Raw genomic sequence first — 26,915 nt, forward strand, 5'->3', positions numbered from 1 at the left:
ACCGACACCAGAACAGAAATCTGAACAACCTGCAAAAGAGTCAAGGTTAGTAGTCATAGGAAATTCAGATTTTGCTACCAATAACATATTTCAACAGCAATTAAATGGTGATGTTTTCCTGAACTCAGTTACTTGGCTAAGTCAACAAGACGAACAACCCCTGTCAATTCGTCCCAAAGAACCAAAAAACCGACGGATAAACCTGTCAACAGCACAAGCTAACCTGTTAACAATATCCTCGCTGTTGGTTTTACCATTAATTGGATTTGTAATAGCTGTGTTGATTTGGTGGAAACGCAGATGAGGAGATGAGGAAGCTAATGACTAATGACTAATGACTAATGACTAATGACTAATGACTAATGACTAATGACTAATGACTAACATAATGAAACTACCAAGAACTACTTTAATTTTGGTTTTATTAGCGTTGGGGTTGGGTGGTTTCGTGTATTTCTATGAAATTCAAGGGGCGACTCAACGACAAGAAGCTAAGGAGAATAAACAGCAAATTTTCTCTTTTGCAGAAGATGATGTACAGTCTTTGAGTATCCAGACTGAAAAACTCACCTTGAATTTAGAACGGAACCCTCAGTCTAGTAACCCTAAGTGGCTACTCAAATCTCCTGTATCTGAACCAGCCCATGAGCCTATTGTCGCTTATCTCACGGATTTGTTGGTTAAAGGTAAGAGCGATCGCACTTTATCTGTTCCAGCTAACCAAGCGGCAGACTTTGGTTTAGATCAACCCCAAGCAACTATCAATATTAACCTGAAGAATCAGAAAACCCATCAGTTGATTTTGGGTAAGTCTGATTTTAACAATCGTTTTGTCTATGCTCAAGCTGACCCCAACACTCAACCAGATGGTAATATAAATGTACTGTTAGTTTCCACAGATTTTAACAACGCAGTCAATCGAGAACTAGCCGAGTGGAAACAACCCACAAATCAAGGTGAGAAAGACTCTACACCAACTCTTCCTACACCACCGACTTCTACACCAACACCAACAAATAGCCCATAATCACACAAGTTTGTAGTAAGGACTTTAGTCCTTATTAAATTATTTAATATAGTTAGATTTATTCACACCCTTTTGCTGTTTTATGACTCAACCCACCGCAACGTTACTAATATCTTGTCCTGATCAAAAGGGATTAGTTGCAAAAATTGCCAATTTTATTTATTCTAATGGTGGTAACATCATCCACGCCGACCAACATACAGATTTTGAAGCGGGCTTATTTCTCAGCCGGATTGAATGGCTGTTAAATGGGTTTAATTTACCACGCGATTTAATTGGCCCAGCATTTAATGCGATCGCCCAACCTTTAGCAGCTAAATGGGAGTTACACTTTTCTGATACAATTCCCCGTATTGCTATTTGGGTAAGTCGTCAAGACCATTGTTTATATGATTTAATTTGGCGACAACGTGCTAAAGAAATTGCTGCCGATATCCCCTTAATTCTTAGTAATCATCCTAATTTAAAAACCGTAGCTGATAAATTTAATATCGACTTTCATCACATACCCATCAGCAAAGATAACAAAGCAGAACAAGAAATCAAACAACTAGAATTACTGCAACAGTACAAAATTGATTTAGTTGTTTTGGCGAAATATATGCAAATTGTCAGCCCAGATTTTATTGCTAAATTCCCCCAAATAATTAATATACATCACTCATTTTTACCAGCATTTGTAGGAGCAAATCCCTATCATCGCGCCTTTGAACGTGGGGTAAAAATTATTGGTGCTACAGCCCACTATGCTACTCCAGAATTAGATGCAGGGCCAATTATTGAGCAAGATGTAGTCAGAGTTAGCCACCGCGACGATATTGATGATTTAGTTAGAAAAGGTAAAGATTTAGAACGAGTTGTTTTAGCTAGAGCAGTGCGATTACATTTACAAAATAGAGTCTTAGTTTATGGTAATCGCACCGTAGTTTTTGAGTAAGAATATTAAACCCTTTCTCTTCAGGGAGAGGTTTGGAAATATATCGAACGCAGATGAACGCAGATAAACGCAGATAAAAAACTTAATGATCCTCTTCCTCTCTGCGCGACGGACACTTTGCTCAAGTCGGCAAAGCCGCCCACGCAAGTGTCCTCCTCTGCGTCTCTGCGTGAGATAAATTAAACCTTCTCCTTCGCCGGGGTAGCAATACCTCGCTTGACTAAATTACTCTCTAACTCTTGAATAAATTTCATATCTTCATATAATAGAGATTGATGACTATTAACAGCCGAATTCTTCTCTAAAAAAGTGAAGGCTTGACGAAATTGCTCAGGTGTCGCTGCAAATGGCGCATCAAAGTGACAGGAAATAATCTGTTGAAAATCCCATTGCGCCACTTGTTCCGCCCAAATTATTACTTGTTGCGGTGCTTGGGGAAGTATCAGGGTTTGCAGTATTGGTGCTACAAATGGTCTACCATTTCCCCGTAAAGCAGTAAATGTCTGTTGCCAATTTTCTCGCCAACGAAAGGGAAATAAACCAAAGTAGGCTTTTGGTGCATGATTTGGGGCTTTGATGGCATCGCGCAACATTTCACCCCATCCTGTGATTTCCATTGCACTAGGACGAAAATATATGGCAAATAAACAAATTCTTTGCCATCCTTGGCGACGGTTGGCGGAATTATCTGCAATCGGTTGGTGTGCGTTTTCCCTGGCGTGAAACAGTAAGGGGTAAGGGTCTAATTGTAAGATTTCTGGTGGTTCTTCTGGTATTGATAACACAGAATCAGTCACAAGTAAAGTATGCGATCGCCTGTGATACATCGCCACTTCTACAAACGAACCCCTCCCCAAGTTAATATCTAAAATTGCATAGTCTAATTCATCACCAAAGGGGGCTTGACTACTATCTTCTGGTAGTATATGGGTGCGTTTTTGCGGAAACCCTAGCCAACTCAGTGGTATATTAAAAGGGAAACTCCACTGATGCGGTGCAACAAATACCCGCGCTGCGGGAAACTGTCTTGCAAAAGGCCCGACAAAGATTTTATGTTCTAAACCAGAACTGGTAGGCAGAATAATATATTTAACTGCTCCGTGTTTGGCGACTAAATTATTCACTAGGCGAACACATTCAACAGTCGGAGCTATAGGTGCATATACCAGCAACCCACCTGCATCCAGCTTGATTACTGTCATCCGAATCGGCACTATAGTATATAGGATGCCGTGAAGCTGCTCGAATGTCCAGATGGTGTCTTTGACTATTTCTCGGCAAAGTGTGCGCCGTCTGCTGTAGGGATACACTGGTAAAGCCAGCCAGAACGGCCAAAACCAATCTCTGGGATTATCTTTTTGTGACTCTACCCGTGAGTTTATCATCTTTCCATCATTGCATACTCCTTTTTTATTTCTAACATTCGGCATAGAGCTTGAGGAATCGAGTATCGGTTAAGATAATTAAGAAAGATTAAGTTAGTCATTGGTCATTAGTCATTAGTCATTAGTTATTGGTCATTAGTCAACAGTCAACAGTCAACAGTCAACCATCAACAGTCAACTATTTCCTCGATAAAAATGAGTCAAACTGCCCTAAATCTAGTTGCCATCTCTGTTTTTATCATGACTTTATCGGCTTTATTGGGGCCGTTAATTAATTTATCTCCTACAATTCCCGCCGTTGCTACTTTCACTATTTTGGGCATAGCAACTTTTGATAGTTTTAGTTTACAAGGCAAGGGTGGTACTATTTTTTTAGATTGGATTGCGAGTTTTTCACCACAACATCGCGATCGCATTATTCACCACGAAGCTGGACATTTTCTGGTAGCGCACCTTTTAGGTATCCCCGTTACAGGCTACACTCTCAGTGCTTGGGAAGCTTGGAAACAAGGACAACCAGGACAAGGTGGTGTTACTGTTAATGATGAAGAGTTAGCATCCCAGTTACAGCAGGGTAAAATCACTACCCAAATGTTAGAGCGTTACTCTACTGTGTGGATGGCTGGTATTGCTGCTGAGAGTTTAGTCTTTAATCAAGCTGAAGGTGGGTTTGATGATCAAAGCAAACTCGCTGCTGTTTTAAAAACTATCGGTTTTTCTGATGCTGTTTGTCAGCAAAAACAAAGGTTTCATGTCCTGCAAGCCAAAACTCTGTTACAAGAAAATTGGCCTAGTTATCAAGCTTTAGTTGCAGCTATGCGAGAACGAGCGACAATTACCACTTGTCAGCAAGCCATCGCTAACTGTAAAATAGAGGCTATGAGCTAAAGGTGAGCAATAGACAGAGGTTTAGCGGTGCAAAAGAGAAACATCCCTTGCCTCATGGCTAATCACTCATGACTAACGACTGATGACTTGTTTAAGAAACCGCTTTTAGTTCTGAGATTGCAGATAATTGCTCCCAATTAATCACTTGGTTACGTCCACCTGCTTTAGCTGCTAATAAACATTGATCAGCACGATCTAACAAACTCATACCATTGTCGTCGTCACTTGGTTCGAGACTGGCTACTCCTAAACTAATAGTGATATTGAGAGTTAATTTATTATTAATAGCAAATCCTTTCTTTCTCACTACGCGATTCAGGCGTTCAGCTACTTTTTGCGCTTCTTCACTGGTAGTCTGAGCCAAAACTACCACAAATTCCTCACCCCCATAACGGAAGGCGGTGTCTTGAGAGCGCAAATTGTGGCGCAGACGAGCGCATAATAATTGTAACAGGCGATCGCCTACTAAATGCCCATGCTGATCGTTAACTCTCTTGAAATAGTCTACATCCAGAATAATCAAGCTCAATGACAGATTTTGACTGCGGGCTTTGTTGATTTGTCTGGGTAAATCCCATTCTAAAGCCCGACGATTGTTTAAATCTGTTAAGGAATCAGCTAAGGCGATCGCTGACAGGAGATCATTCGTATTCATCAGTTCCCGATACTTTCGCGCTTTCCGCAACCCAACTGTTAATTGCCCCAATATTAGGCTTTTGGTTGCTGACGCAGTTGTTACGCGATCATCTGCTTCTTCAGTTAACAGCCAAATATAAGCATCTGCACCCTGGTTGAGTGCATTAGCCGTCATCTCAAATTCCCATTCCCAACCGTGTTGCTTTCTAGCTACGAGTTGCTCTTGACGATCTTCTACAAGAATGCAATGTATCCAGGATAGCTGGCTTTGCTGTTTTAACCAGCTACAAAGTTCGATGCTGCCCTTCAAACTTGCTTGCACAAATATGACATCGGGGGGCGCAATTTGAATATGCGACACTACCTGATTAAAATCAGTGATCACTTTTAAGTTAAAAGTGTTTGCATCATGAATCTGATCGGGAAGCGTAGCCAGAAATTTATGACTCCCAAAGACCAGAATGCTCATTTTCATTGCTGTGCTTTTTGCCTTTCTGATTACTATGATTCAAATTGAAATTTCCGTGTATTTATTGAGTTACTCTGTCTAGAGATATTTCTCTATATTTGTATAGTCTTACTCTTTATCAAACAAAAACCTGAAATTTTAATATCCTCTTAATATCTTTAATTACACAGATAAATTTTGGGTAAATCAGAACTTTCATAATAACGCTATGCTTTTGTTGTTTTTAAACAGTAAAATTACTGAATATTTTTTTGAGCATCATATAGTTAAGGTAATCTCTAAGTAATCACAGTTAAATTTAATTGCTATAACTAATAATTTGCCTTTTTCGGATTAAGAATACATAATAGTTTTACTTTGGCAAATTCTATTTATTGCTGTTTTCAGTATAAACACTTAAGCAAAATAAAGGTTTTCATGTTCATGACTGGTTTACCTAAGTAATTCCTCTGCACATACAAGTGTATGACTTCTACGGACGCGAGCAAATAGGTATACCGCTAAATCAAATCTTGATTCCTGGTTGATTAGCCCAAACTTATGGCAATAATTAATTATCAATATATAATTCTACAATAGAATAGTGATAATTAAGATAGAAAATTGAGAAAAAATTACACAGCAGATTTAAGGTAAATGAGGGACAAATTTTAGGAAGAAAGTCTTATGCTAAGAGACTTTCAAACCTGTTCCCTGGTGTATTTACTGAATTAGTCAAGATAAATCTGGGAAAACACTAATTATTGCCATATTTTTCTCCTCACCCGGCTGTAATTATCCAAAATGATTTGGGCAGATGTAGCTACATCCAGATTTAACTGATGAGGAGATTAATCAATGCTTAATAGCCTTCTATAGAATAACCACTGGCAACAATTACTTGCTTAATTGACTCTTCAGAAGCGTCTGATTTTACAGTCACAGTTTTATCTTGGACATTGACATCAACTAAAGCATCAGGCTCCATCACATGAATCGCATCGGTGATTTTTTCGGCACAAGCATCACAAGCAATATTTGGAACTTTTAATTTTAGAGCCATCACTTACCTCAATATTGATTCTAATTCCTCAAGGATGATGAGAGTGCGTCAGATGTGAAAAATCTGTTGATTGTGAGCAAATTCTTTTTCTGAAGCACCCTACAAGATTCTCAAGACTTAACTCTCAAGAAATATAGGGAATGGGGTGTAGGGGTGTAGGGGTGTAACAGCAGGTGTTTCTTTGATTTTTGGCTAGCGTATTGTGCGCTAGTTAGAGGTTGATATCTTGTAAGGTTGATTTTCAATGAGCGTAGTATGGACAATGCCGATAGAGTAAAAATCAAGATTTGAGTGAATTTTCCAGATTGCCCAACGGCAGTTAATTGCAATAACGCAACTAATGCAAGATGTAAATTGAGGATATCAAATTAGCTAGCGATCGCTCATCTGACTAAAGATAGGTAATTGCAACATTACATACAAAAACCGCATCCGCATCACACAGCACTGTACAAAGGCATAAATTATTGGCAGTAAAGGGAAACAAAATGCAAAAATATAGAGAGCTACTTATGAAAAAAAACTTAGTAGATATAAGTCCCCATAACATCTAAGTCATGGCGTAGATGTCTGTGATTGGGACATACTGTATCTGTAGCAGAGACGAATGCTTCTGTGCAGACGTTCCCTAGTTAATTTACACTACTTTTTAAGTTCGACCCATGTCTTTAAACCCGCAGCAACTCAGTGGTAATGAAATTCGCGCCCAATTCCTTAATTTCTTTGCCCAAAGGGGACACCAAATTTTACCTAGTGCTTCCCTAGTGCCAGAAGACCCAACGGTGTTGCTGACAATCGCGGGGATGCTACCATTTAAACCGATATTCCTGGGGCAGCGCACACCAGAATTTAACCGGGCGACAACTTCCCAAAAGTGTATCCGTACCAACGACATCGAAAATGTCGGACGCACCAAACGGCATCATACATTTTTTGAGATGCTGGGTAACTTTAGCTTTGGTGACTATTTTAAAGAACAAGCGATCGCTTGGGGTTGGGAAATTTCCACAGAAGTATTTAAACTACCAAAAGAACGCCTAGTAGTCAGCGTCTTTGAAGAAGATGATGAAGCCTTTGCAATTTGGCGAGATAAAATTGGCGTAACAGAAGCCAGAATTAAACGCATGGGCGCAGATGATAACTTCTGGGTATCTGGCCCCACAGGCCCCTGTGGCCCTTGTTCAGAAATTTATTACGACTTCCACCCAGAACGAGGCGACGATAACATTGATTTAGAAGATGACACCCGGTTTATCGAGTTTTATAACCTCGTGTTCATGCAATACAACCGGGACGCAGAAGGTAACTTAACACCTCTGCAAAATAAAAACATCGATACAGGTATGGGTTTGGAGAGAATGGCGCAAATTCTCCAACAAGTGCCGAATAATTATGAAACTGACTTGATTTTCCCAATTATTGAGACAGCCGCCAAAATCGCCGGAATTGACTACCATAACAGCGACGAAAACACCAAAGTTTCCTTAAAAGTTATCGGGGATCATGTCCGTTCCGTCGTCCAAATGATAGCAGATGAAATCCGCGCCTCCAATGTAGGACGGGGTTACATCTTGCGGCGACTAATTCGGCGAGTAGTGCGTCATGGTCGATTAATTGGGATTACTGGCGAGTTTATCAATCAAGTTGCCGAAACTGCGATCGCTCTCTCGGAATCAGCATACCCGAATGTGCGGCAACGGGAAGCGGCAATTAAAGCCGAACTGCAACGAGAAGAAAGGAATTTCCTCAAAACTTTAGATAGAGGTGAGAAACTTCTAGAGGAAATTATCCAACAGGTGAAACAGCAAGGAAAAACCTCAATTAGTGGTGAAAGTGCTTTCACTTTATATGATACCTACGGTTTCCCCCTAGAACTCACCCAAGAAATCGCCGCAGAAAACAACCTCACCATTGATGAAGTTGGCTTTAATGTCGAGATGCAAAAGCAAGTCGAACGCGCCAAAGCTGCACATGAAACCATCGACTTAACAGTGCAAGGTTCACTCGACAAACTCGCGGAACACATCCACGCTACAGAGTTTTTAGGTTATACCCAACCTGCGACAACGGCGAAAGTTGAAGTTTTATTAGTCAGTGGTGTTTCCCAAGAGGAAGCCGAAGCCGGAACAGATGTGCAGATTGTCTTGAATCAAACCCCATTTTATGCTGAATCAGGGGGACAAATAGGCGATCGCGGTTATATTTCCGGTGATGGGGTAGTAGTGCGCGTGGAAGATGTCAAAAAAGAATCAGATTTCTTTGTCCACTTCGGACGCATCGAACGGGGAACCCTGCGTGTAGGCGATAACGTCACCGCCCAAATTGATCGCGCTTGTCGTCGTCGCGCCCAAGCTAATCATACCGCAACCCACCTGTTACAAGCAGCCTTAAAGAAAATTGTGGATGAGGGGATATCTCAAGCCGGTTCTTTGGTATCCTTCGACAGACTGCGCTTTGACTTCAACTGTCCCCGTGCGTTGACACCAGAGGAAATTCAACAAGTCGAAGAACAGATTAACACCTGGATAGCCGAAGCCCACTCAGCCAAAGTGGAAGTATTACCCTTAGCGGAAGCGAAAGCTAGAGGTGCTGTAGCGATGTTTGGGGAGAAATACGGCGATGAAGTCCGGGTGATTGATTTTCCTGGCGTGTCGATGGAATTGTGCGGCGGTACGCACGTCAGTAATACTGCGGAGATTGGTGTATTTAAGATAATCACTGAAGCTGGTGTAGCTTCTGGGGTGAGACGAATTGAAGCTGTATCTGGCCCGGCGGTGTTGGATTATTTGAATGTACGGGATAAAGTAGTTAAAGATTTAAGCGATCGCTTTAAAGTCAAACCCGAAGAACTACCAGAGAGAATCACCACCCTACAAACCGAACTGAGGAATACTGAGAAGCAACTAGAAACACTCAAAGGACAATTAGCGATCGCTAAATCAGACAGCTTACTACAAACAGCCACCACATTAGGCGATCATAAAATTATAGTCGCCGAATTAGAAGGCGTTGACCCCGAATCCTTAAAAACCGCAGCTGAACGCTTACTACAAAAAGTTGGCAACGGTGCAGTAGTATTAGGTTCAGTTCCCGAAGCAGGGAAAGTCAGCCTAGTTGCAGCCTTCAGCCCTGAAGTCAACAAGAAAGGCTTACAGGCGGGTAAATTTATCGGTGCTGTAGCCAAAATTTGCGGCGGTGGTGGTGGTGGTAGACCAAACCTAGCCCAAGCCGGCGGACGCGATGCCAGTAAATTACCAGCAGCCCTAGAACAAGCGCAGAAAGAGTTACAGTCAACCTTGGGTTAACAAACATCTTGCACCTGTTCCTTGATGAAAATGTTTGTAGGGTGGGCATTGCTTGAAAGTTGCTCAAAGCTTTAGTTTTACGTTGTTAGCAATGCCCACCTGACGCTTATTGAGAAAGGTGCAAGATATCTATCACTTAAGCCTTTGCTTAACCCATCCTTTATTGATTTTCGTGTATTATTTTAATTCAAATGTACTATATTAAGGTATCTAACATACCTGTCTCAATAACGTAAATGCTTTCAAAAGTACCGACCTTGCCAGTAAAATCAACACTTCCGAAACCTTTTTTGAAATGGGCTGGTGGAAAAAGTCAGCTAATTGAGCAAATGAGTAATTTTTTTCCCAAAGAATTGCAAGAAGGAGCAATAACCAGGTATATAGAGCCATTCATAGGAGGTGGCGCAGTTTTTTTCTACATAGCACATAAATATCAAATTTCAGAATTATTTATTTCTGATATCAACACAGAATTAATTATTGCTTATAAAACAATTAAAAATAACGTAGATGATTTAATTGAATTGTTATCAGATATTGAATCTATGTATTTATCTTTTGATGAAGTAGAAAGAAATAACTACTTTTATCAGATAAGAAACAGGTTTAATCAACAAAAAAAATATATAAACTTAGATGATTATAATTCTGCTTGGCTAGAAAGAACAGCCCACATAATTTTTCTCAACAAAACTTGTTACAATGGACTTTATCGTGTAAATTCCAATGGTCATTTTAATGTACCAATAGGTAAATATAAAAAGCCATTAATATGTGATAAAAGGAACTTAAAAGCCGTAGCTAAAATCTTAGCAAGAACACAGATTTTAAATGGTGACTTTAGTGATTGTGAAAAATTTGTAGACAATCAAACTTTTGTATATTTTGACCCACCTTATAGACCACTTAATGATACATCATCCTTTACTGCTTATTCACAACAAACCTTTGATGATACTCAACAATTAAGGCTAAGAGACTTTTTTCAAAGCCTAGATAAAAAAGGAGCATCACTACTATTAAGTAATTCTGACCCCAAAAATACAAATATCAACGATAATTTTTTTGAAACAGCCTATAAAGGTTATCGGATAGAAAAAGTTAGAGCCAAAAGAAATATAAACAGTAATCCATTAAAAAGACAAGCGATTAATGAATTATTAATCCTAAATTATTAATTGATTGTTGAGTTATACCAATTCTCTATGAGGTTGTACAAAATCAATCATGTAGAGACGTTGCATGCAACGTCTCTACAGTGCAAAATAAAGTGCATCTATGGCTACGCCTCGCAAGCTACATTAAGAAACGATATTAGTGAAGGAAATATGAAGTTTCATCCTATTTTTAAAACCTATTTGGATTGCTCTAATGAAAATGATGTTTTCCAATATTTCCAAAGGACATTGATAAACTCTATCACTATTTGGGATTACTTTGTTGATTGGCAAAAAATATTAAAAAAATTGCAGAATGTAGAAATTCATCTCAATACCCTAAACTACTTAGTGGGAAAAGAGGATATAGAAACAGAATTTCGTAACCTAATCAAACAGTATCCTCAAGTAATAAATACCATTCCCATACTTATCGCTTGCCGAAATAGCAACTTCCAAATATTAACTGATTACACTCAAGGTAAATTAAGTTATAAATGTTTGAATTTTGATAATCCAATTTTACTTACTGAATCAGACATTGATGATATTTTAGAGTTTACGAAGAACACAGGTATTTTAGAACTGTTCCGCAATAAAACAATTAAAAGTATACCTGACTATGTTTTAGGAATAGAAGTTGGATTAGATACTAACGCAAGAAAGAATCGTGCTGGTACAACAATGGAGACAATACTAGCCAATTTAATTAGTGCAATATGCCAACAAAATAACTTTTTATTTATGCCACAGGCGACATCTGAAAAAATATTCTCACAGTGGAACATCAACGTTCAGGTAGATAAATCAAGCCGTCGTTTTGATTTTGCCATCAAACATCAGAATAGCCTTTACTTAATAGAAGTAAATTTCTATGGTGGAGGTGGTTCTAAACTCAAAGCTACAGCAGGAGAATATAAAACTCTGTTTGATTTTTTATCACAGCAGGGACACAAATTTATTTGGGTTACAGATGGCTTAGGTTGGAAAAAAACTTTACGACCTTTAGCAGAAACCTTTCAACATATAGATTACACTTTAAATCTAAATATGGTAGTCAGTGGATTATTGGAAGACATCATCACACAAAATTTATAGTTTGAATCATAGTGCCGTACTCTCCACTAACACACCCCACATATACTTAAAATCCCTTGATTAACCTCACACAGACACAAGAAACCCTTTGCGTCTTTGCGCCTCTGCGTGAGCTTTTAAAAAATTTTTTCCGCAACACGAAAAAACAAAGACATGAGAGCCAGAAAATCTCCCAACCCTCATGCCATTCATCCTTAAACAACCACAAAATTAACCAACTTTCCAGGGACAACAATCACCTTCTTAATCTCCTTACCCTCAATGTAACGCTGAGTCACCTCAGACTCCAAAGCAAAGTTTTCTAAAGCCGCCTTATCAGCTTGCGCCGGAACTTGAATATCAGCCCGCTTCTTACCATTAATCTGAATCACCACAGTAATTTCATCAGCCACTAAAGCATCTGGGTCAAAAGCAGGCCAGCCTTGAGTATGTACTGATGACTTATTCCCCAATAAATGCCACAATTCATCAGCAATGTGTGGCGCAAAAGGAGCCAACATTACCACCAAAGTCCGAATACCTTCGGCATAAATTGGCGAATTTTGGCAGTTAGCATCAGTCAAAGCATTACTCAACTTCATCAATTCCGAAACCGCAGTATTGAATTGATACTCATCTTCTAAATCTTCCGTCACAGCTTGGATAGCCGTATGAACTGCCCGGCGTAAATCCTTTTCAGGCTTACTTAAATCAGAAAGTTGTGCTTGCTTGCGACATACCCCAGCTTCCACATACTCCGTCACCAAACGCCAAACCCGATTTAAAAAGCGGAATTGCCCTTCAACATCAGCTTCATCCCATTCCAAGTCTTTTTCTGGTGGTGCTTTAAACAAGATGAACATCCGCGCCGTGTCTACACCATACTTAGCAATCACATCCTCTGGTGCGACACCATTACCCTTTGATTTAGACATCGTGGCATAAAGACGCTGCAAAGGTTCACCCGTTTGGGGGTCACGGGGATTATTGGGGTCAACCAAATGGGAAGGAATCCATTTATCTTTACCACCCTTGTTAGGGTTCATGTAAGTTAAACCCTGTACCATCCCTTGCGTCAACAAACGTTCAAAGGGTTCATCAAAATTCAATAAACCTCGATCCCGCAAAACTTTGGTAAAAAAGCGCGAATACAACAAATGTAAAATCGCGTGTTCAATACCACCCACATATTGATCTACAGGCATCCAGTCATTAGTTTTGCCTGACTCAAAAATCTGCTGTGCATTTTGCGCGTCAGGATACCGCAAGAAATACCAGGAAGAATCAATAAAGGTATCCATTGTATCGGTTTCCCGTTTAGCAGGAGTGCCACAAGTCGGACAAGGCACATTTACCCAGCTTTCCAACTGCGCCAACGGTGAACCACCCCGGCCAGTAAATTCAACTTCCTCCGGTAACTGTACAGGTAAATCAGCGTCCGGTACTGGTACTATGCCACAGTTGGGACAGTGAATCACCGGAATCGGTGCGCCCCAATAACGTTGTCGGGAAATCAACCAATCTCGGAGGCGATATTGCACCCGTTCCTTACCGAAGCCGTTTTCTTGGGCGTGTTTTGTGATAGCTTGCTTGGCATCTGTGGACTTCATGCCAGTAAAAGCACCGGAATTAATTAAAGTTCCCGGTTCAGTGTATGCCTCATTGTAGTCAACCTGTACCAGTTGTGTAACTTCCTCTGTCTCTGATGGGGGAGTTAAATCAAACCCAGCGACATCTTTGGGGTCAGCGATGACAAAATCAATGGGCAAATCATATCTTTGAGCAAATTTGAAATCCCGTGCATCATGGGCAGGTACACCCATCACCGCCCCAGTACCATACTCATACAGTACATAGTCAGCAATCCAGATGGGTACTTCTTCCCCGGTGAAGGGGTTAATTACTTTACCGCCAGTGGGAACACCCCGTTTTGGTTTGTCTTCGGCGGTACGTTCCAACTCACTCTGATTTGTCACCTCATGAATAAAGGCTTCTACTTTTGCTTGTTGGTCTTTGGTGGTGACTTGCTTGGTCAGGGGATGTTCTGGTGCTAATACTACGTAGCTGACACCAAAAACCGTGTCGGGGCGGGTAGTATACACAGCAATTTTTTCATCGCTACCAACGATAGGAAATTCTAAATACGCGCCTGTAGATTTTCCGATCCAGTTAGCTTGCATTAACTTGACTCGTTCCGGCCAACCTGTCAATTTATCTAGGTCTTGGAGTAATTCTTCGGCGTAGTCGGTAATCTTTAAAAACCACTGGCGCAACAATTTGCGCTCAACTTTCGCACCACTGCGCCAAGAACGTCCTTCACTATCAACTTGTTCGTTGGCTAATACAGTTTGGTCGATGGGATCCCAATTAACGGCTGCTTCTTTTTGGTAAGCTAACCCCATTTGCAAAAATTGCAAGAAAATCCATTGTGTCCACTTGTAATAGTCTGGTGAACAGGTAGCGACTTCAGAATCCCAATCAATGGATAAACCAAGACGCTTTAATTGTTGCCGCATTTGGGCAATATTTTGATAAGTCCATTTAGCAGGAGGTACACCCCGGTCAATGGCGGCGTTTTCTGCTGGTAAACCAAAGGCATCCCATCCCATTGGATGCAGTACCCGATAGCCCTGCATTCGTTTGAGGCGGGCAATCACATCGGTAATTGTATAGTTACGGACGTGACCCATGTGTAGGCTACCGGATGGGTAGGGGAACATGGATAAAGCGTAGAATTTGGGCTTGCTGGTATCTGTAGGGGTTTTATCTAAGCCAAGTTCTGCCCATGTTTGTTGCCATTTTTCCTCAATTGCTGCTGGGTTGTATCGGGAATCCACCGAAAATTCTCCTACTGGATCTGTAATCTGGTCTGCCTCCATATTGTAGTTGATGGTAGGCAAATCAATCAGTGGGATTAAACAAGGGATGGCTGAATTAAAGGCAAAAATTTCTGATAGAGTGCAGGTTTTTGTTTATGGGACACTCAAGCCAGGCGAGGCGAATTACCAAGAATACTTTGCTGGTAAGGTAGTAGCAGCCCAAAGAGCAACAACTTTGGGTAAACTGTTTGCTTTGCCAATAGGCTATCCAGCGATGACAAATGGACAAGAGCTAATTCACGGTTACTTACTCTCTTTTGCTCACCCTGGAATTTTAGCAGCCCTTGACGAGTTGGAAGATTACGACCCCACGCGACCAATTTCAGAAAACCTTTATCATCGCCAGCAGATGGAAGTGTACAATCTGCTTGGCTTATCCCTTGATTGGGCTTGGGTGTATCTGATGCACCCAGAACGGGTTAATCAGTTAGGAGGAATTCACCTACCTGATGGCTGGTGGAGTGGCTGCGGTTTAGCAGGGAGTGGGGACACATAAATTTAAAATTCAAAATTCAAAATTAAAGAATGTTTGAGGAATGGGGGTGTAGGGGTGCAGAGTAAATTTTACCTCAATGCCCAATGCCCTGTGCATCGATGCCCTATGCCCAATCTCTAAATGTTCTTAATTTTGAATTTTGTAGGCGTAAGCCTTGCCGTAGGCTATTTTGAATTTTGAATTAATTAATGCCTGGGTCAATTTCTCCTGGCTGTAGTATCCTCAAGTTGACTGGCTGTTCAGAAGATGAAACTGCTGCCTTGGGAATTTCGATCACGGGATTATTTATAGCCACCATCAAAGGTGAGGACGTTACTGTTGGTTCTGTGGCAGTTTGGGTAGGTTGGCTTGGTTGTATTTGCTGTTGTGCTAGCTGCGGTATGCTAGATTCTCTTCCTGGCAGCCAGCCTGATATTGCACCAATCACACAAGCAGCAATAGCCGCACCACCAAAAGTTAAATTTAGCCGAGAACGACGATTAACACGCGCAAATACTTCTTTGGCGGTTGTTTCTGGGGAATGCTGGGGTGTTGGTACGGGCATACTCCGTAAAGCCTGTCTCAGCTTTAATAGTCTGGCATACAGACGCTGAACTGCGGCATCATTGGCTAACCATTCCTCTACTTGCTTGCGTTCGTCGGCTGTCACTTCGCCGTCTAGGTAAGCACTCAATAATTCAAAGCGATCGCGCTTCACCATATCCATAGCACCCGTTGCTTTCTTGGTATGCTTTGCCATCTCATTTGGTAGGTCTCTCGGACGTTGCCACCGACAAGATTCATGAAATTGAGAATCAGTAGTCATATTAACATTATTACCAATTCATCGACGGATCAAAGGAGTGGTCAATTCTGAGAGCATAGTTATTAAATTGTTCTCCTGATGGCAGAAGCACGATCCACTTTCCTCACAATTCTTAATCAATGCTTAAATTCTGCCATAGGGCAGAGTGAAGATACTGTAAATTAAATATCAAGATAGTTTTGCAATTGAGTTTGCAATCTTGATCTGGCTCTAGCGATTCTCGACTTGACTGTTCCGAGGGAAACTCCGGTGATTTCGGCTATTTCTTCATAGGCCATGCCTTCGATTTCTCTGAGAACAATTGTAGTCCGGAATACTTCTGGTAAATCGGCGATCGCCTCACGTAACTGCTCGTAAAACTCTCTGGTTGTCAGTTCTTCCTCTGGCCCTGGAGTGTCTCCAGCTATTTCCCAATCCATTTCACCGTCATCTACTGAACGGGGTGCATCCAGTGACAAAGGGCTAACTACTCGCTTGCGCTTACGCAACTCATCATAAAACAAGTTGGTGGCAATGCGGCTTAACCAGCCCCGAAATTTAGATGGTTCTTGTAATCGGCTAATATTCCGATACACTCGAATCCAAACTTCTTGAGCCAAATCAGCTCTATCTGGCCAATCTGGAGCTAGGTGGTACAAAACCTTATCAACTTGGCTTTGATAACGGCGCAAAAGTTCTGCAAACGCAGCACGATCTGGGCGCATTCCCATTTGACAGCGCAAAATCAAATCGTGGTTAGAGAGTTTGTCAACTTGCACCGATGCTTCTGAGTACCTCGCATCAACGGTTGACCAGGATACAGTAATCGATTGACTCATAGATCGTACTGGCTGTAAATCATCCCTATCTATTAGACCCGGTAATTGGCAGCTTGTTCCAGAATAAGTGACGGATTTGAGACTGGAACACTGAGTTATGGCACTTTGGGTGCATTTCTGTTTTTGCAAGATGTCACTGTTGCTAATGAGTAATTACCTAGTAACTTTGTTGGACTATTGCTAACTATCTATCTGTTAGGTTACAGCAATCATATACTTTGTGCAGATCATATCATCTGACTACTTGAACTTGACAAATAGTGTGTCGTATGCTGCAAAATGATAGCTACCCAGTATAACAAAAGTTCAGTTTTGAATGAGGCTAGTTTCCTGTGAATTGGCAGTTTCTTTTAAGAGTGATTTTCGAGACAGAGTTTTTAAATCTTTGATGATGTAATTTGAGTTACTAGATAATCAGATAAAAACCTGAATCATCTGGCAGCTAGTTAATTGATGAGCATTGATTTTTATTCACAGGGAACAGGCAACAGGCAACAGGCAAAAGTCTCATCCCCATACTTCAAAATCGGGGATTTGTATGAGTACGTATTGAAACTTCGTGGCTGGCACTATCTCGTGTCAAATACAGAGAGGCAGATATATCCAGCAAATGCCTAGCTTTGCCCCTAGGAATAGAGTTTTACTGATGGTAAATGATATGTCCAATTATCCAGCGATTACCGGGATTTAACTCACAAAAATGTTATTTTTCCGGTCTCTTTACTAAAATTGTGGTTGATGGTTTTGTGTCGTTTTGGTAACTATCACCAGAATTGGCTTGCTGAGGAACACGAACTTGAACAAATAAATTGAGGGCAAATGTAATCGTGACTGCTAGCAATAGTTTTTCTAACATAGTCTTTCTCCCACCCACACCATTCAGAATTTATTCTTGCACTAGGAGATTGATACTGATAAATTTTAAGTTAAAAAATTTATCTTGGGAATACCAGATAAACACGTAGGCAATCCAGAAATTTTTTCACTGGAATGTTCTCATAACTTTAGTTTGCCCAAGGGTATTAGCTTCTTTATGAGGGAACAGATAAGAATTGATAAATTCTTGATAATTACATCATCAAGTCATTCAATGAATTAGCTAAATATGTCAGGGATAAACAATAAGCGATGGCAATGGTAAGAAATGAATCTCTAGTGCGTATGGTGATGTTTACCTGCTGTGGCACAGCCATCTTATCGCTAGCTGTCCATTGGCGCATTACGGCAACGCAAGGGCAGTTTAAACCACCAACCTCCACTACAGCTAGTATCAATGGGGTTGTTTACAGGGGAGGTTTAGGAGAAACCGCATTTGGCGCATCTACACCTCCAGAGCAAAAATCCCCCAGGGCTTCCCAACCAAAGTCCTCGGTGATTAAGCCTGATGATAATGGGGATATTATCAGCGAAAATGTAGCTTTAGCCACTAACTCACCGAAAAAATCACAGTTAGTAACGCCGGAACGAAAACAGAATTCACCTTCTGCGGCTCAACCCCAGTCAATCCTGGGGTATATTTTCCCTCAACAACGATCATCTGCGCCAAGCAAAAATTCCCACAGACAAGTGGTGGTAGATTTAAGCGATCGCCGCACTTACGTTTATGCGGGAGATATAGTTATAGCCAGCTACCCAGTAGCTATAGGTAAGGAAGGTTGGGAAACACCAACAGGTTCTTTTCAAATTCAACATATGCAACACGATCCGATTTGGCAACACCCGATAACCGGTAAAATTTTTCCGGCTGGTGCTGATAGTCCTTTAGGAGCAAGGTGGATCGGTTTTTGGTCAGATGGACGCAATGAAATCGGGTTTCATGGTACTCCAGACGTTCATCTATTAGGAACTGCGATTTCTCACGGCTGTTTAAGAATGCGTAACTCTGATGTGCGCTTGCTTTATGATCAGGTAGCTATAGGTACGACAGTCGTAGTGCGTGAATAATCGTCAACAGTCTCACAGTGAAAACAACAGTACAGACGTGACAAGTCACGTCTGTACTATGAATTTAGGTTGAGGATTTTTCCTCAAAATTTGGTGCGTAGACTTGTAGTAAGCTACTCATTTGACGCAATAACTCGTTACCTGTAGTTTTGCCTACAACTGGTGTTCTTTGATCGTGACGATTGCCAAGGTTACGGCTGATAGCTTCATTAACTTGCTGAACAATTAATTCTTGCAGTTCAGCTTTAGCACGTTGACGTTGGTAGTTAGCACCTTCTTCTGTGGTGGCATATAAAGGTGGGAGACGGTTGAGAGTATAGGCGGCGATATCTCCTACATCTATGGTTCTCTCACTGGTAGCTTCAATTTCTGCAACGCGGGCGATCGCTTCTGTAAGTACCAATTCTTCCATGACGTTAATAAACTGTTTGCGAGGTACCGCCACTACCTCACCAGTTAATAATGCGCCCATCAATCGATCTAACGCCATGTACTCTTCAATTGAGAGTTCTGAAGCGTTGTCACAAATGTGTCCAACTTCTGCTTCCATTGCTGGTGTGAGATAACCATCCTGGAGAGCTTGTTCTACAATTTTTGCAATACTCATAACACTCATTTTTATTTCAGCTACCCAAGCAAGGTAAGGACGGTACCGAACAAAATTATTTTGCCTATATTATCGAAAAAAATATACCAGAATTCACAGCACAGCGATTAATCACACCGCTACTATTCCCATTTTTGTGTTTTCCAAGGTGTGGGATCAACAGATTCTCCATGCACGTACAAACCCCAATGCAAGTGGGGGCCTGTAGAAGCACCTGTTGAACCTACTGTACCAATTAATTGTCCAGCCTTGACAAAATCACCTTCTTTGACGTTAATCCGATTCAGGTGCAGAAAAATACTAATCACTCCTTGACCATGATCAATACCAACTGTGTTGCCATGTACTCGAAATCCTTGCGATACAGTACCTACTAAAGCAACTTTACCGGCGGCTGGAGCAATTACACGCGAACCAGAAGCACCAGCATAGTCAAGGCCACGATGGTAGTAATCATTGGCAAATTTACCGTTATAGTAGCGACGTACACCATAAATCGTACTGATACGCCCTTTATTTGGTCTGAGAAATTTGCCATTCCAATATTTTTGCGGTGTTAGTAAGGTTTTAAACTCTGCTACTCGATTGAGTTCGTATTCAGTCGCCCTACTACCAGACTTTCCTGGTGGTAAATTAATACGCTGTACCGGAAATTTACGATTACTTAATGTTACAGCTAAGTTTTTGGACTGACCTTCGGCAGCAACTTTAATCACTCTATTACCAGACTTTTCCAAGGGAGTTGTAGGTATCAACGCTCGGTATTTCTTGGGTGCAATTTTGTATGCTGGGTAATTTTTGTTTCCCACAGACACCTCTGGAGTCATACCATTGTTTGGATTGTCTAAATTGATCAATACAGATAATGTATCGCCCAATCGAGGTTTAGCAGGATTCACCTGTACTTGCAAAGCTGCTACAGGTAATGCCAAAGTCACTGGTAAAGCAGCACACAAGCCAATGAATAAATTTTTGGCCAGATGATTTGTCAGGTACTCTCGTTTGAGACTGCTACTCATTAACTGATTCTGGGAATTGAGCCTGTGCTTTTCCATTGTCATATAACTCAGTAAAAATCCTTAACTTCTGCTAAAAAACAGACTAACTAATAACTGCTAGTGTTTCCTCATGGCAGCAAAAATTTTTGGACAAAAAAACTTGTCTTAAATAATTCCCGGATGCCTAAACTATACTACCCGTAATATCTGAAATTGCAAATAATTCTGGTTCTAATTTGACATATAGTAATCCGGTTTGATTTTTGAATTTATTTGTGTGGGCAGGGAACAGGCAACAGGCAACAGGCAACAGGAAATCAGGGTTTCAGTGTGTACTGAGTCTTGTTCAAGAATCAAATAGGATTGCTATATTGAGTATGAAAAAGTTTTTGTCCCATTTTTTAGTGGGAAAATTGGGGTAGCTAAGGTAGCTAGACTACAAGTGTCATATCATTCCCAAGTGGAAACGTCTCGCAACACATCAGGAATTTCCCCTTGCGATAGGGGAAACTCTAAGATGGTTTCTCGATAACCCAAGTAACCAGACTCCGCAAACGATAACAGCATTCGCGCTAGTGCTAACCAAACCTCTGTTTCATATTCCCAATCACGATAACGCGAAGCTTTACCAGCAATAGAACGCAATGCCCAAAAGTAAGAGTTTCTGACGACTGAACCCCCCTTCTTAAACTCTGGTAAGTCTTCACGATGCAGCAACAATACTTGATTTTCAATTCTGGCTCTCATATCAGCCATATTATATGAAAATCGGAAAAGTCTTTAAATTTACTTTTCCGAATCAAAATTTAAATTATGGAGCTAAAATTTAACAGTAGTATCCTTTTTTGTAGCCATAGCCATAGCCATAGCCATATCCATAGGTTACTGGATAGGCTCTGGGGAAGGAATTATATGAGCCGTTGGAATAAAAAGTATAGCCACCAAATCCAAAAAAACCACTATAACCACCACCGGCAATCAAGTCTATGGTTTGATGAGTCAAGTCATTGAGAAAGGTTTCAAAATCTTGAAACAAATCATAACCTGTCAGATGTAGTTGATCAACTGTGATGTTAGCCATTGCTGTTCCTCCTTTTTTTGATAAATAAATACTGTTTAACAGCAAATTTAATTAGGCATTTCTAAATACATATAAGTTGATAGTTATTGGATTAAGCTGATTGAGATTTCTCAACTTACATCTTGCACCAGTTGCTTGATTGCGATTACAGGGTGGCGATGCACTCCTAAAAATTCGCTCAAACTCTGATGTTTACGTTGTGGGCAGTGCATCGCCCTACGTTTATTAAGAATGGTGCAAGTTATCATAAATCATCATAGTCGTCATAAATTATATCTATCAATTTTTGATATTTGTAGGCGATAATGTTGTCTAACATACCTCTGATGTTGACAAAATCTATCTATTTATTCAAGTTTTATCAATTAAACAATCAGACATAAACTTCTAATTTATGTCTCAATCTGGTTCAGATAAACACAAATCTATAACTTGAATTTCTTGAATCAAGTAAGGTTCTGTATACCTCAAATAACCTGAGATGAAGAGGATTATTTTATGTCTGAATATTTTGTTATTAAGCTAACTTAAATTATCATCTTTTTCAGGACAGGATTATAATAGTTTTTTAAATTAGACTGGATTAATTTCTATTTTTATATAGAAGAAATAATTGTAGATATAATTGCTTGATTTTTGTCTAAAAATAAAAGGTTTATATCCAGATACTTTTATCTAAAAATATTTGTGAATAGTGGGTGATGCCCCACTATTTTTGTCAGTTAAAATTTAACTGTTGAGCTACTACCAACCTTTATCGGCTTGTTCAAGTACGTAGGCAGCCACATCTTCAATTTGGCTAGAGTTTAAACGACCTTTGAAGGCAGGCATGGCATTTTTACCGTTTGTTACTTGAGCAATAATTGCCTCTGCTGAGTACATACCATACTGTTCTAAGGCTTCTTTCTTCAGGGTTTTGTTGGCTTGTACTAAGTTTTTACCGCCTGCGTGACAAGCAGCACAGTTAGCACTAAATAATTTAGCTCCATTGGCACTGTCAGCAGCCAAAGCGGGTTTACTGAAGGCAAAGGTGAAGATTGCTATGCCTAGCAGTAGTAATGAAAAAAGTTGCTTCATTTTGTGTTCTCTCTGCAAAAAAGCTCATTCAAACCGATATCTTCCTGAATAATTTTCAGGTGACTCCATTGCCTGCGTCAAATGACAGACTGTCAAACTTCATGATTCTTTAGCTGCTAACTGGCTGATTGCTTCTTCTGTAACGCGACAAATTCGCCAGTCGTCTAAAATGGATGCTCCCATGCGGCGATAAAAGGCTTGGGCTGACTCATTCCAATCCAGAACACTCCACTCTAACCTGCCGCAACCTTTGGCAACAGCAATTTGAGCAACTTTGCTCAGGAGTGCTTTGCCAATACCTTGTCGCCGATACTCTGGTAAAACAAACAAGTCTTCGAGATAAATACCTGGTTTGGTAAGGAAGGTTGAGTAATTATAAAAAAACAAGGCAAAACCTACGGCTTTACCTTTGTATTCTGCCAATAATGCCTCTATATATCTTGGAGAGCCAAATAAATGCTCCGCTAGTGCCGAAGCGTCACCAGTGACGGCATGAGATAGTCTTTCGTATTCTGCCAGCCCCTTAATTAAGTCAAAAAGCGTTGTGCTATCAGCAGGTTCAGCAAAACGCACGATGAGATCACTATTTATGGTCATGGGTCTATGGTCATTAGTCCATAGTCATTAGTCCATAGTCATCTGTCAACAGTCAATAGTCAACCGTCATTAGTCATGAGTTTTTCTCCTCTATTCCTGAGTTTTGGCTTAAATTAGCCAACCTTTGAGGCGTTTGGCGATGTGGGGACGGCGTAGTTTTCGCATGGCTTTACTTTGAATTTGTCTGACTCTTTCACGGGATAGGTTGAACATATTCCCGACTTCTTCTAGTGTGCAGGGTTCGCTGGTGGTTAAACCGTAGCGGAGAGAGATGACATCTTTTTCCCGTGGAGTGAGGACATCTCCTAAGACTTCCCAAATCTCCTGTCGCATCATGTTTTCGTTCATTTTTGCTTCGGGTGAGAGGTTATCTTCATCCTCCAGCAAATCCATGAGTTCTGTATCTTCTTCTTTTCCGACACGGTGGTTGAGTGATAGGGCTTGTCTTCTGAGTTGTTGCAGTTGCCGTAGTTGTTGAACGCTAATTTCTAAAAATTCTGCTATTTCTGGTTCGGAGGGGTTACGGCTGAGTTTCTGCTTGAGTTCCCGTTGGGCTTTTTTAAGTTTGTTAAGTTTTTCTACGATGTGAATTGGTAGCCGGATGGTTCTGGCATCGTTGGCGATCGCTCTGGTAATCGCTTGTCTAATCCACCAGTATGCGTAGGTGGAAAACTTATATCCTTTGTCGGGATCAAATTTTTCTGTGGCGCGGTTTAATCCCATTGCACCTTCTTGGATTAAGTCTAGAAAAGGTACTCCCCGATTGAGATATCGCTTGGCTATTGATACTACTAATCTCAGGTTTGAGCGGATCATTTTCCGCTTGGCTACTCTACCTTGATACAAGCGGTTTTCTAGTTGTTTTTCTGTAATCTCTAATTTTTCTGCTACCTGGGCTTTGGTAGGGTACTGTCCTAATTCTAATGCCAAAGTCTCTTGTAAATCTTTGACATCTTCTAAAAATCTGACTCGCCTGGCTAATTCTACCTCTTCATCCGGTTTCAGCAACGGATAGCGTGCCATTTCTTTAAAAAAGGCACCAACAGCATCATCATATTCGGTTTTGTTATAACCAGATGGTCTGGCAGCTGCCATTTCATCCCCGTCACGTTCATCTGTGTCCAGATTTTCTGCTACTGGGGCTTCTTCTATGACTATTTCTAGACTTTCAAAAGTTGTGTCTTCATTTTCGACATGAGTCTCTATTATTTCCATCGTTCCCAATTCAACAATATTCATAGTTTCCTTGAGGGATGCTTGCTTTGTTTGGTACATAATTTAATGACAGCTATTTACCACTGATATTTGGTAGTTTATCTAGGCGATAACACACCTGTTTAAGCGCATCATGCAGGGATATGTGAAGTAATCTATAGAAGTTCAAATTAATTTTTCGTTATTCGTTATTGGTGGCAGCTAACTTAAACTTCTCAACCAGGCTTTTTTGCACCCAAATTTGATTTTCCCAGGTTTTCACAGATATATTCTTTATTTTTTTATTAATCTCTAAATCTGTCAAACCCCCCAAACCATTCTCTAGCTCAACAATGAGAAAAATATAGTTAAATCTCCCTTAAATTTTACGAATTATATACTTTTTTAAAGTTTTTTGAGTTCTTGGCGGTGATTCATTACGTAATTGTCAGTTTTCTTAGCCTAGTGTAACTTGTTGTTGATAAAATTTGTTAATGGTAAAAATCAAGTAATTTACTTCTTGCAAAAAAAAATGTTTGTATAAAAGCATCTCATATACACAAAGGGTTGAATATCTATCAATAGACTGAAAAACGCTATTCCCTATTTAGTAGATAAGCTAACTATTTCCTAAATAGGTAGTGAGATAGTGGGAATGTCATAATTCCCAATTTGATAATTGTCGGTGATATTTTATCTTTGTTTAGTAGAATTAGCGAACTGATTATTTTCATTATCTCAGGATGATTTTTGCACTTTTTTTTCTTCTGTATTCTGTCTTTTTTAACTATTGAAGGATAGGATACCTTCCTGGTTAGATGCTGCGATGCAGAAAAACATCCTGTTGGGGATGGTGGACTTCAAATATTTATGGCACGAGGGGCTAGCATCAATTTGTCTGGTAGATTACATAAGAGGAAAGTTATCAAGTATTATGAGTGATAAAAGTATTGTCAATTACAATTTCACTCTGAAGATTAAAATTTATAGTTGAGGGAATTAAGTCTATTCTGTACTGACGGTTGAGGCCAACAAGAATATTTATCTAGAAAAATCACCAAATATGTATATTCATCAAGTAAATTTACACCAGTTAAAAGTTAATGAGACTAAAGAATTTTACCGCACCGCTACAAATGTGAATGGCTATGTCGAAGTGCTGGTAGATTGTCCAGGCAATTCTGGACTGTTTACGTACCGCTTGCCAAGGCAGTTAGAAATTAACCCTGGGGATATATTGAGTGTACCTTTTGGTACTCAACAAGTGGGAGGCGTAGCGATTCGGTTGATATCGCAACCGCCTGCCGATTTGCCACTAGAAAAAATTCGGGAAGTAGAAGATGTTGTCAGTTCTGGTTTTTTCGCTAGTGGTTATTGGGAATTGTTAAATAGAGTAGCATCCTACTATTATACCCCTGTGATGCAGGTGATTCGGGTGGCTTTACCACCGGGATTGTTAGGGCGATCGCAACGTCGTATCCGTTTAATCACGCAGCAAACAGACAAAATATCGTCGAATCAAAGATTAACTACCACAGCGTTTTTAAGTCCGGCGGCACAGCAAATTTTGCAACTTTTACAAGCCCAACCAGCCGGAGATTATAGTTTTGCTTATTTACAAAAAAAAGTTAAATCTGCCTATCGAGGAGTGCGGGAATTATTAAGAATGGGTTTAGTAGAAAGCTACTTAGAACCACCGCGAACAACTCGACCAAAAAGCCAAAAAGCAGTCATATTAATTAATGCAATTGACAGAGATTTAACCACTCGCCAAAGAGAAATTTTAGAAGTATTGCGAAAGCGTGGCGGTGAGTTGTGGCAAAGTGAATTACTGCAAATTACCAACGCGAGTTCCTCTACCCTCAAGTCAATGGTACAAAAAGGCTATATTGCTATTGAAGAAAGGGAAGTATTACGCACAGAACAAGGACAAGCCTTAGCTTTAGATGAACCAAAATTATTAAATCCAGAGCAAGCCAATGCTTTAGCAAGTATTCAACAGCTTGAGGGATTTCATCAAGTATTGTTGCATGGGATCACAGGTTCCGGCAAAACAGAAGTATATTTACAAGCGATCGCTCCCTTACTGACACAAGGAAAATCCGCCCTAGTCTTAGTCCCAGAAATTGGACTCACACCGCAACTCACAGATCGATTTCGCGCCCGCTTCGGTAATAAAATCAGTGTTTATCACAGCGCGCTTTCAGAAGGTGAACGTTATGACACCTGGAGACAAATGCTTACAGGCGAACCGCAAATCGTCATCGGCACACGTAGCGCGATTTTCGCACCTTTACCCAACCTAGGTTTAATTATCCTCGACGAAGAACACGACTCTAGTTTTAAACAAGACTCACCCATCCCCACCTACCACGCCCGCACCGTTGCCCAGTGGCGCGCCGAATTAGAAAACTGTCCCTTAATATTGGGTTCGGCGACACCTTCCTTGGAAAGTTGGGTAAATGTGGGGATGAGGGAGATGGGGGAGATGGGGGA

Annotated in this window: 23 protein-coding genes and 1 pseudogene; 10 read left to right on the plus strand and 14 right to left on the minus strand. The window is 40.5% G+C overall.

Features of this window, described 5'->3' with window-relative positions:
* The 3 genes and pseudogenes from AACS98_RS09150 to purU all read left to right on the plus strand — a co-directional run.
* Positions 1-304 (plus strand): annotated as a pseudogene (locus AACS98_RS09150) (ABC transporter); the annotation flags it as partial.
* An 84-nt stretch (positions 305-388) separates the two neighbouring features.
* Positions 389-1,027 carry a DUF4340 domain-containing protein gene (locus AACS98_RS09155; protein WP_066378605.1) on the plus strand — a complete coding sequence of 213 codons (639 nt, stop codon included), beginning with the start codon at positions 389-391 and terminating at the stop codon, positions 1,025-1,027.
* Between the two features lie 82 nt (positions 1,028-1,109).
* Complete coding sequence (gene purU, locus AACS98_RS09160; RefSeq protein ID WP_066378608.1) at positions 1,110-1,964, plus strand: formyltetrahydrofolate deformylase; 855 nt, start codon at positions 1,110-1,112, stop codon at positions 1,962-1,964.
* A gap of 179 nt (positions 1,965-2,143) precedes the next feature.
* On the opposite strand, the gene AACS98_RS09165 is transcribed toward purU, so the two are convergent.
* A complete protein-coding gene (locus AACS98_RS09165; RefSeq protein WP_066378609.1) occupies positions 2,144-3,349 on the minus strand; it encodes a DUF4336 domain-containing protein in 1,206 nt (401 codons plus the stop codon).
* Positions 3,350-3,544: 195 nt separating this feature from the next.
* On the opposite strand from AACS98_RS09165, the gene AACS98_RS09170 reads away from it, so the two are divergent.
* Positions 3,545-4,237: an ATP-dependent Zn protease gene (locus AACS98_RS09170; protein ID WP_066378610.1), complete on the plus strand. Its 693-nt coding sequence runs from the start codon at positions 3,545-3,547 to the stop codon at positions 4,235-4,237.
* Positions 4,238-4,328: 91 nt separating this feature from the next.
* Here the strand turns inward: AACS98_RS09170 and AACS98_RS09175 are convergent, their stop codons facing one another.
* Positions 4,329-5,348 (minus strand): GGDEF domain-containing protein, encoded by a 1,020-nt coding sequence (locus AACS98_RS09175; protein ID WP_066378613.1) that lies wholly within the window; start codon positions 5,346-5,348, stop codon positions 4,329-4,331.
* A gap of 835 nt (positions 5,349-6,183) precedes the next feature.
* Positions 6,184-6,384 (minus strand): heavy-metal-associated domain-containing protein, encoded by a 201-nt coding sequence (locus tag AACS98_RS09180; RefSeq protein ID WP_066378616.1) that lies wholly within the window; start codon positions 6,382-6,384, stop codon positions 6,184-6,186.
* A 662-nt stretch (positions 6,385-7,046) separates the two neighbouring features.
* On the opposite strand from AACS98_RS09180, the gene alaS reads away from it, so the two are divergent.
* From alaS to AACS98_RS09195, 3 genes are all read left to right on the plus strand, one after another.
* Positions 7,047-9,689, plus strand: coding sequence for an alanine--tRNA ligase (gene alaS, locus AACS98_RS09185; protein WP_066378618.1), 2,643 nt, complete (start codon positions 7,047-7,049; stop codon positions 9,687-9,689).
* A 236-nt stretch (positions 9,690-9,925) separates the two neighbouring features.
* A complete protein-coding gene (locus AACS98_RS09190) occupies positions 9,926-10,867 on the plus strand; it encodes a DNA adenine methylase (RefSeq protein WP_066378619.1) in 942 nt (313 codons plus the stop codon).
* Positions 10,868-11,017: 150 nt separating this feature from the next.
* Positions 11,018-11,944 carry a type II restriction endonuclease gene (locus AACS98_RS09195; RefSeq protein ID WP_066378620.1) on the plus strand — a complete coding sequence of 309 codons (927 nt, stop codon included), beginning with the start codon at positions 11,018-11,020 and terminating at the stop codon, positions 11,942-11,944.
* A 194-nt stretch (positions 11,945-12,138) separates the two neighbouring features.
* Here AACS98_RS09195 and leuS read toward each other — a convergent pair whose 3' ends face one another.
* Positions 12,139-14,760: a leucine--tRNA ligase gene (gene leuS / locus AACS98_RS09200; protein ID WP_066378685.1), complete on the minus strand. Its 2,622-nt coding sequence runs from the start codon at positions 14,758-14,760 to the stop codon at positions 12,139-12,141.
* An 88-nt stretch (positions 14,761-14,848) separates the two neighbouring features.
* Between leuS and AACS98_RS09205 the strand changes: the two genes are divergently transcribed.
* Positions 14,849-15,298, plus strand: coding sequence for a gamma-glutamylcyclotransferase family protein (locus tag AACS98_RS09205; RefSeq protein ID WP_066378686.1), 450 nt, complete (start codon positions 14,849-14,851; stop codon positions 15,296-15,298).
* Positions 15,299-15,479: 181 nt separating this feature from the next.
* Here AACS98_RS09205 and AACS98_RS09210 read toward each other — a convergent pair whose 3' ends face one another.
* From AACS98_RS09210 to AACS98_RS09220, 3 genes are all read right to left on the minus strand, one after another.
* On the minus strand, positions 15,480-16,103 hold the full coding sequence (locus AACS98_RS09210) for an anti-sigma factor family protein (RefSeq protein WP_066378621.1): 624 nt from the start codon (positions 16,101-16,103) through the stop codon (positions 15,480-15,482).
* A gap of 161 nt (positions 16,104-16,264) precedes the next feature.
* Positions 16,265-16,921: a sigma-70 family RNA polymerase sigma factor gene (locus AACS98_RS09215; RefSeq protein ID WP_066378622.1), complete on the minus strand. Its 657-nt coding sequence runs from the start codon at positions 16,919-16,921 to the stop codon at positions 16,265-16,267.
* A gap of 703 nt (positions 16,922-17,624) precedes the next feature.
* Positions 17,625-17,777: a hypothetical protein gene (locus tag AACS98_RS09220; protein ID WP_197480196.1), complete on the minus strand. Its 153-nt coding sequence runs from the start codon at positions 17,775-17,777 to the stop codon at positions 17,625-17,627.
* Positions 17,778-18,049: 272 nt separating this feature from the next.
* Here AACS98_RS09220 and AACS98_RS09225 point away from each other — a divergent pair, with 272 nt between their 5' ends.
* Positions 18,050-18,865 (plus strand): L,D-transpeptidase, encoded by an 816-nt coding sequence (locus AACS98_RS09225; RefSeq protein ID WP_066378623.1) that lies wholly within the window; start codon positions 18,050-18,052, stop codon positions 18,863-18,865.
* Between the two features lie 64 nt (positions 18,866-18,929).
* Here AACS98_RS09225 and AACS98_RS09230 read toward each other — a convergent pair whose 3' ends face one another.
* From AACS98_RS09230 to AACS98_RS09260, 7 genes are all read right to left on the minus strand, one after another.
* Complete coding sequence (locus AACS98_RS09230; protein ID WP_066378689.1) at positions 18,930-19,472, minus strand: late competence development ComFB family protein; 543 nt, start codon at positions 19,470-19,472, stop codon at positions 18,930-18,932.
* A gap of 122 nt (positions 19,473-19,594) precedes the next feature.
* Complete coding sequence (locus AACS98_RS09235; protein ID WP_082803800.1) at positions 19,595-20,533, minus strand: M23 family metallopeptidase; 939 nt, start codon at positions 20,531-20,533, stop codon at positions 19,595-19,597.
* 387 nt (positions 20,534-20,920) lie between these two features.
* Positions 20,921-21,217 carry a hypothetical protein gene (locus tag AACS98_RS09240; RefSeq protein WP_066378626.1) on the minus strand — a complete coding sequence of 99 codons (297 nt, stop codon included), beginning with the start codon at positions 21,215-21,217 and terminating at the stop codon, positions 20,921-20,923.
* A 79-nt stretch (positions 21,218-21,296) separates the two neighbouring features.
* Positions 21,297-21,551 carry a hypothetical protein gene (locus AACS98_RS09245; RefSeq protein WP_066378628.1) on the minus strand — a complete coding sequence of 85 codons (255 nt, stop codon included), beginning with the start codon at positions 21,549-21,551 and terminating at the stop codon, positions 21,297-21,299.
* Positions 21,552-22,295: 744 nt separating this feature from the next.
* Positions 22,296-22,628: a cytochrome c6 PetJ gene (petJ, locus tag AACS98_RS09250; protein WP_066378630.1), complete on the minus strand. Its 333-nt coding sequence runs from the start codon at positions 22,626-22,628 to the stop codon at positions 22,296-22,298.
* A gap of 99 nt (positions 22,629-22,727) precedes the next feature.
* Entirely contained in the window at positions 22,728-23,225 is a 498-nt protein-coding gene (locus tag AACS98_RS09255; protein WP_066378632.1) for a GNAT family N-acetyltransferase, read from the minus strand.
* A 108-nt stretch (positions 23,226-23,333) separates the two neighbouring features.
* Entirely contained in the window at positions 23,334-24,500 is a 1,167-nt protein-coding gene (locus AACS98_RS09260) for an RpoD/SigA family RNA polymerase sigma factor (protein ID WP_066378634.1), read from the minus strand.
* Positions 24,501-25,482: 982 nt separating this feature from the next.
* On the opposite strand from AACS98_RS09260, the gene priA reads away from it, so the two are divergent.
* The coding region (gene priA / locus AACS98_RS09265; RefSeq protein WP_232317132.1) for a replication restart helicase PriA at positions 25,483-26,915 on the plus strand (1,433 nt) is incomplete at its 3' end.

The sequence above is a fragment of the Anabaena sp. CA = ATCC 33047 genome (genome assembly GCF_963870205.1).
Taxonomy (GTDB): Bacteria; Cyanobacteriota; Cyanobacteriia; order Cyanobacteriales; family Nostocaceae; genus Trichormus.

Excerpts from the sequence above, each read along its gene's own strand:
- AACS98_RS09175 (WP_066378613.1), bottom strand. The coding sequence starts at position 5,348 with ATGAAAATGAGCATTCTGGTCTTTGGGAGTCATAAATTTCTGGCTACG.
- petJ (WP_066378630.1), bottom strand. The coding sequence starts at position 22,628 with ATGAAGCAACTTTTTTCATTACTACTGCTAGGCATAGCAATCTTCACC.
- AACS98_RS09230 (WP_066378689.1), bottom strand. The coding sequence starts at position 19,472 with ATGAGTATTGCAAAAATTGTAGAACAAGCTCTCCAGGATGGTTATCTC.
- AACS98_RS09220 (WP_197480196.1), bottom strand. The coding sequence starts at position 17,777 with ATGTTAGAAAAACTATTGCTAGCAGTCACGATTACATTTGCCCTCAAT.
- AACS98_RS09240 (WP_066378626.1), bottom strand. The coding sequence starts at position 21,217 with ATGAGAGCCAGAATTGAAAATCAAGTATTGTTGCTGCATCGTGAAGAC.
- AACS98_RS09255 (WP_066378632.1), bottom strand. The coding sequence starts at position 23,225 with ATGACCATAAATAGTGATCTCATCGTGCGTTTTGCTGAACCTGCTGAT.
- purU (WP_066378608.1), top strand. The coding sequence starts at position 1,110 with ATGACTCAACCCACCGCAACGTTACTAATATCTTGTCCTGATCAAAAG.
- AACS98_RS09195 (WP_066378620.1), top strand. The coding sequence starts at position 11,018 with ATGAAGTTTCATCCTATTTTTAAAACCTATTTGGATTGCTCTAATGAA.
- AACS98_RS09215 (WP_066378622.1), bottom strand. The coding sequence starts at position 16,921 with ATGAGTCAATCGATTACTGTATCCTGGTCAACCGTTGATGCGAGGTAC.
- AACS98_RS09205 (WP_066378686.1), top strand. The coding sequence starts at position 14,849 with ATGGCTGAATTAAAGGCAAAAATTTCTGATAGAGTGCAGGTTTTTGTT.
- AACS98_RS09245 (WP_066378628.1), bottom strand. The coding sequence starts at position 21,551 with ATGGCTAACATCACAGTTGATCAACTACATCTGACAGGTTATGATTTG.
- AACS98_RS09165 (WP_066378609.1), bottom strand. The coding sequence starts at position 3,349 with ATGATAAACTCACGGGTAGAGTCACAAAAAGATAATCCCAGAGATTGG.
- AACS98_RS09180 (WP_066378616.1), bottom strand. The coding sequence starts at position 6,384 with ATGGCTCTAAAATTAAAAGTTCCAAATATTGCTTGTGATGCTTGTGCC.
- AACS98_RS09155 (WP_066378605.1), top strand. The coding sequence starts at position 389 with ATGAAACTACCAAGAACTACTTTAATTTTGGTTTTATTAGCGTTGGGG.
- AACS98_RS09260 (WP_066378634.1), bottom strand. The coding sequence starts at position 24,500 with ATGTACCAAACAAAGCAAGCATCCCTCAAGGAAACTATGAATATTGTT.
- alaS (WP_066378618.1), top strand. The coding sequence starts at position 7,047 with ATGTCTTTAAACCCGCAGCAACTCAGTGGTAATGAAATTCGCGCCCAA.
- AACS98_RS09210 (WP_066378621.1), bottom strand. The coding sequence starts at position 16,103 with ATGACTACTGATTCTCAATTTCATGAATCTTGTCGGTGGCAACGTCCG.
- AACS98_RS09225 (WP_066378623.1), top strand. The coding sequence starts at position 18,050 with ATGGCAATGGTAAGAAATGAATCTCTAGTGCGTATGGTGATGTTTACC.
- AACS98_RS09235 (WP_082803800.1), bottom strand. The coding sequence starts at position 20,533 with ATGACAATGGAAAAGCACAGGCTCAATTCCCAGAATCAGTTAATGAGT.
- AACS98_RS09170 (WP_066378610.1), top strand. The coding sequence starts at position 3,545 with ATGAGTCAAACTGCCCTAAATCTAGTTGCCATCTCTGTTTTTATCATG.
- AACS98_RS09190 (WP_066378619.1), top strand. The coding sequence starts at position 9,926 with ATGCTTTCAAAAGTACCGACCTTGCCAGTAAAATCAACACTTCCGAAA.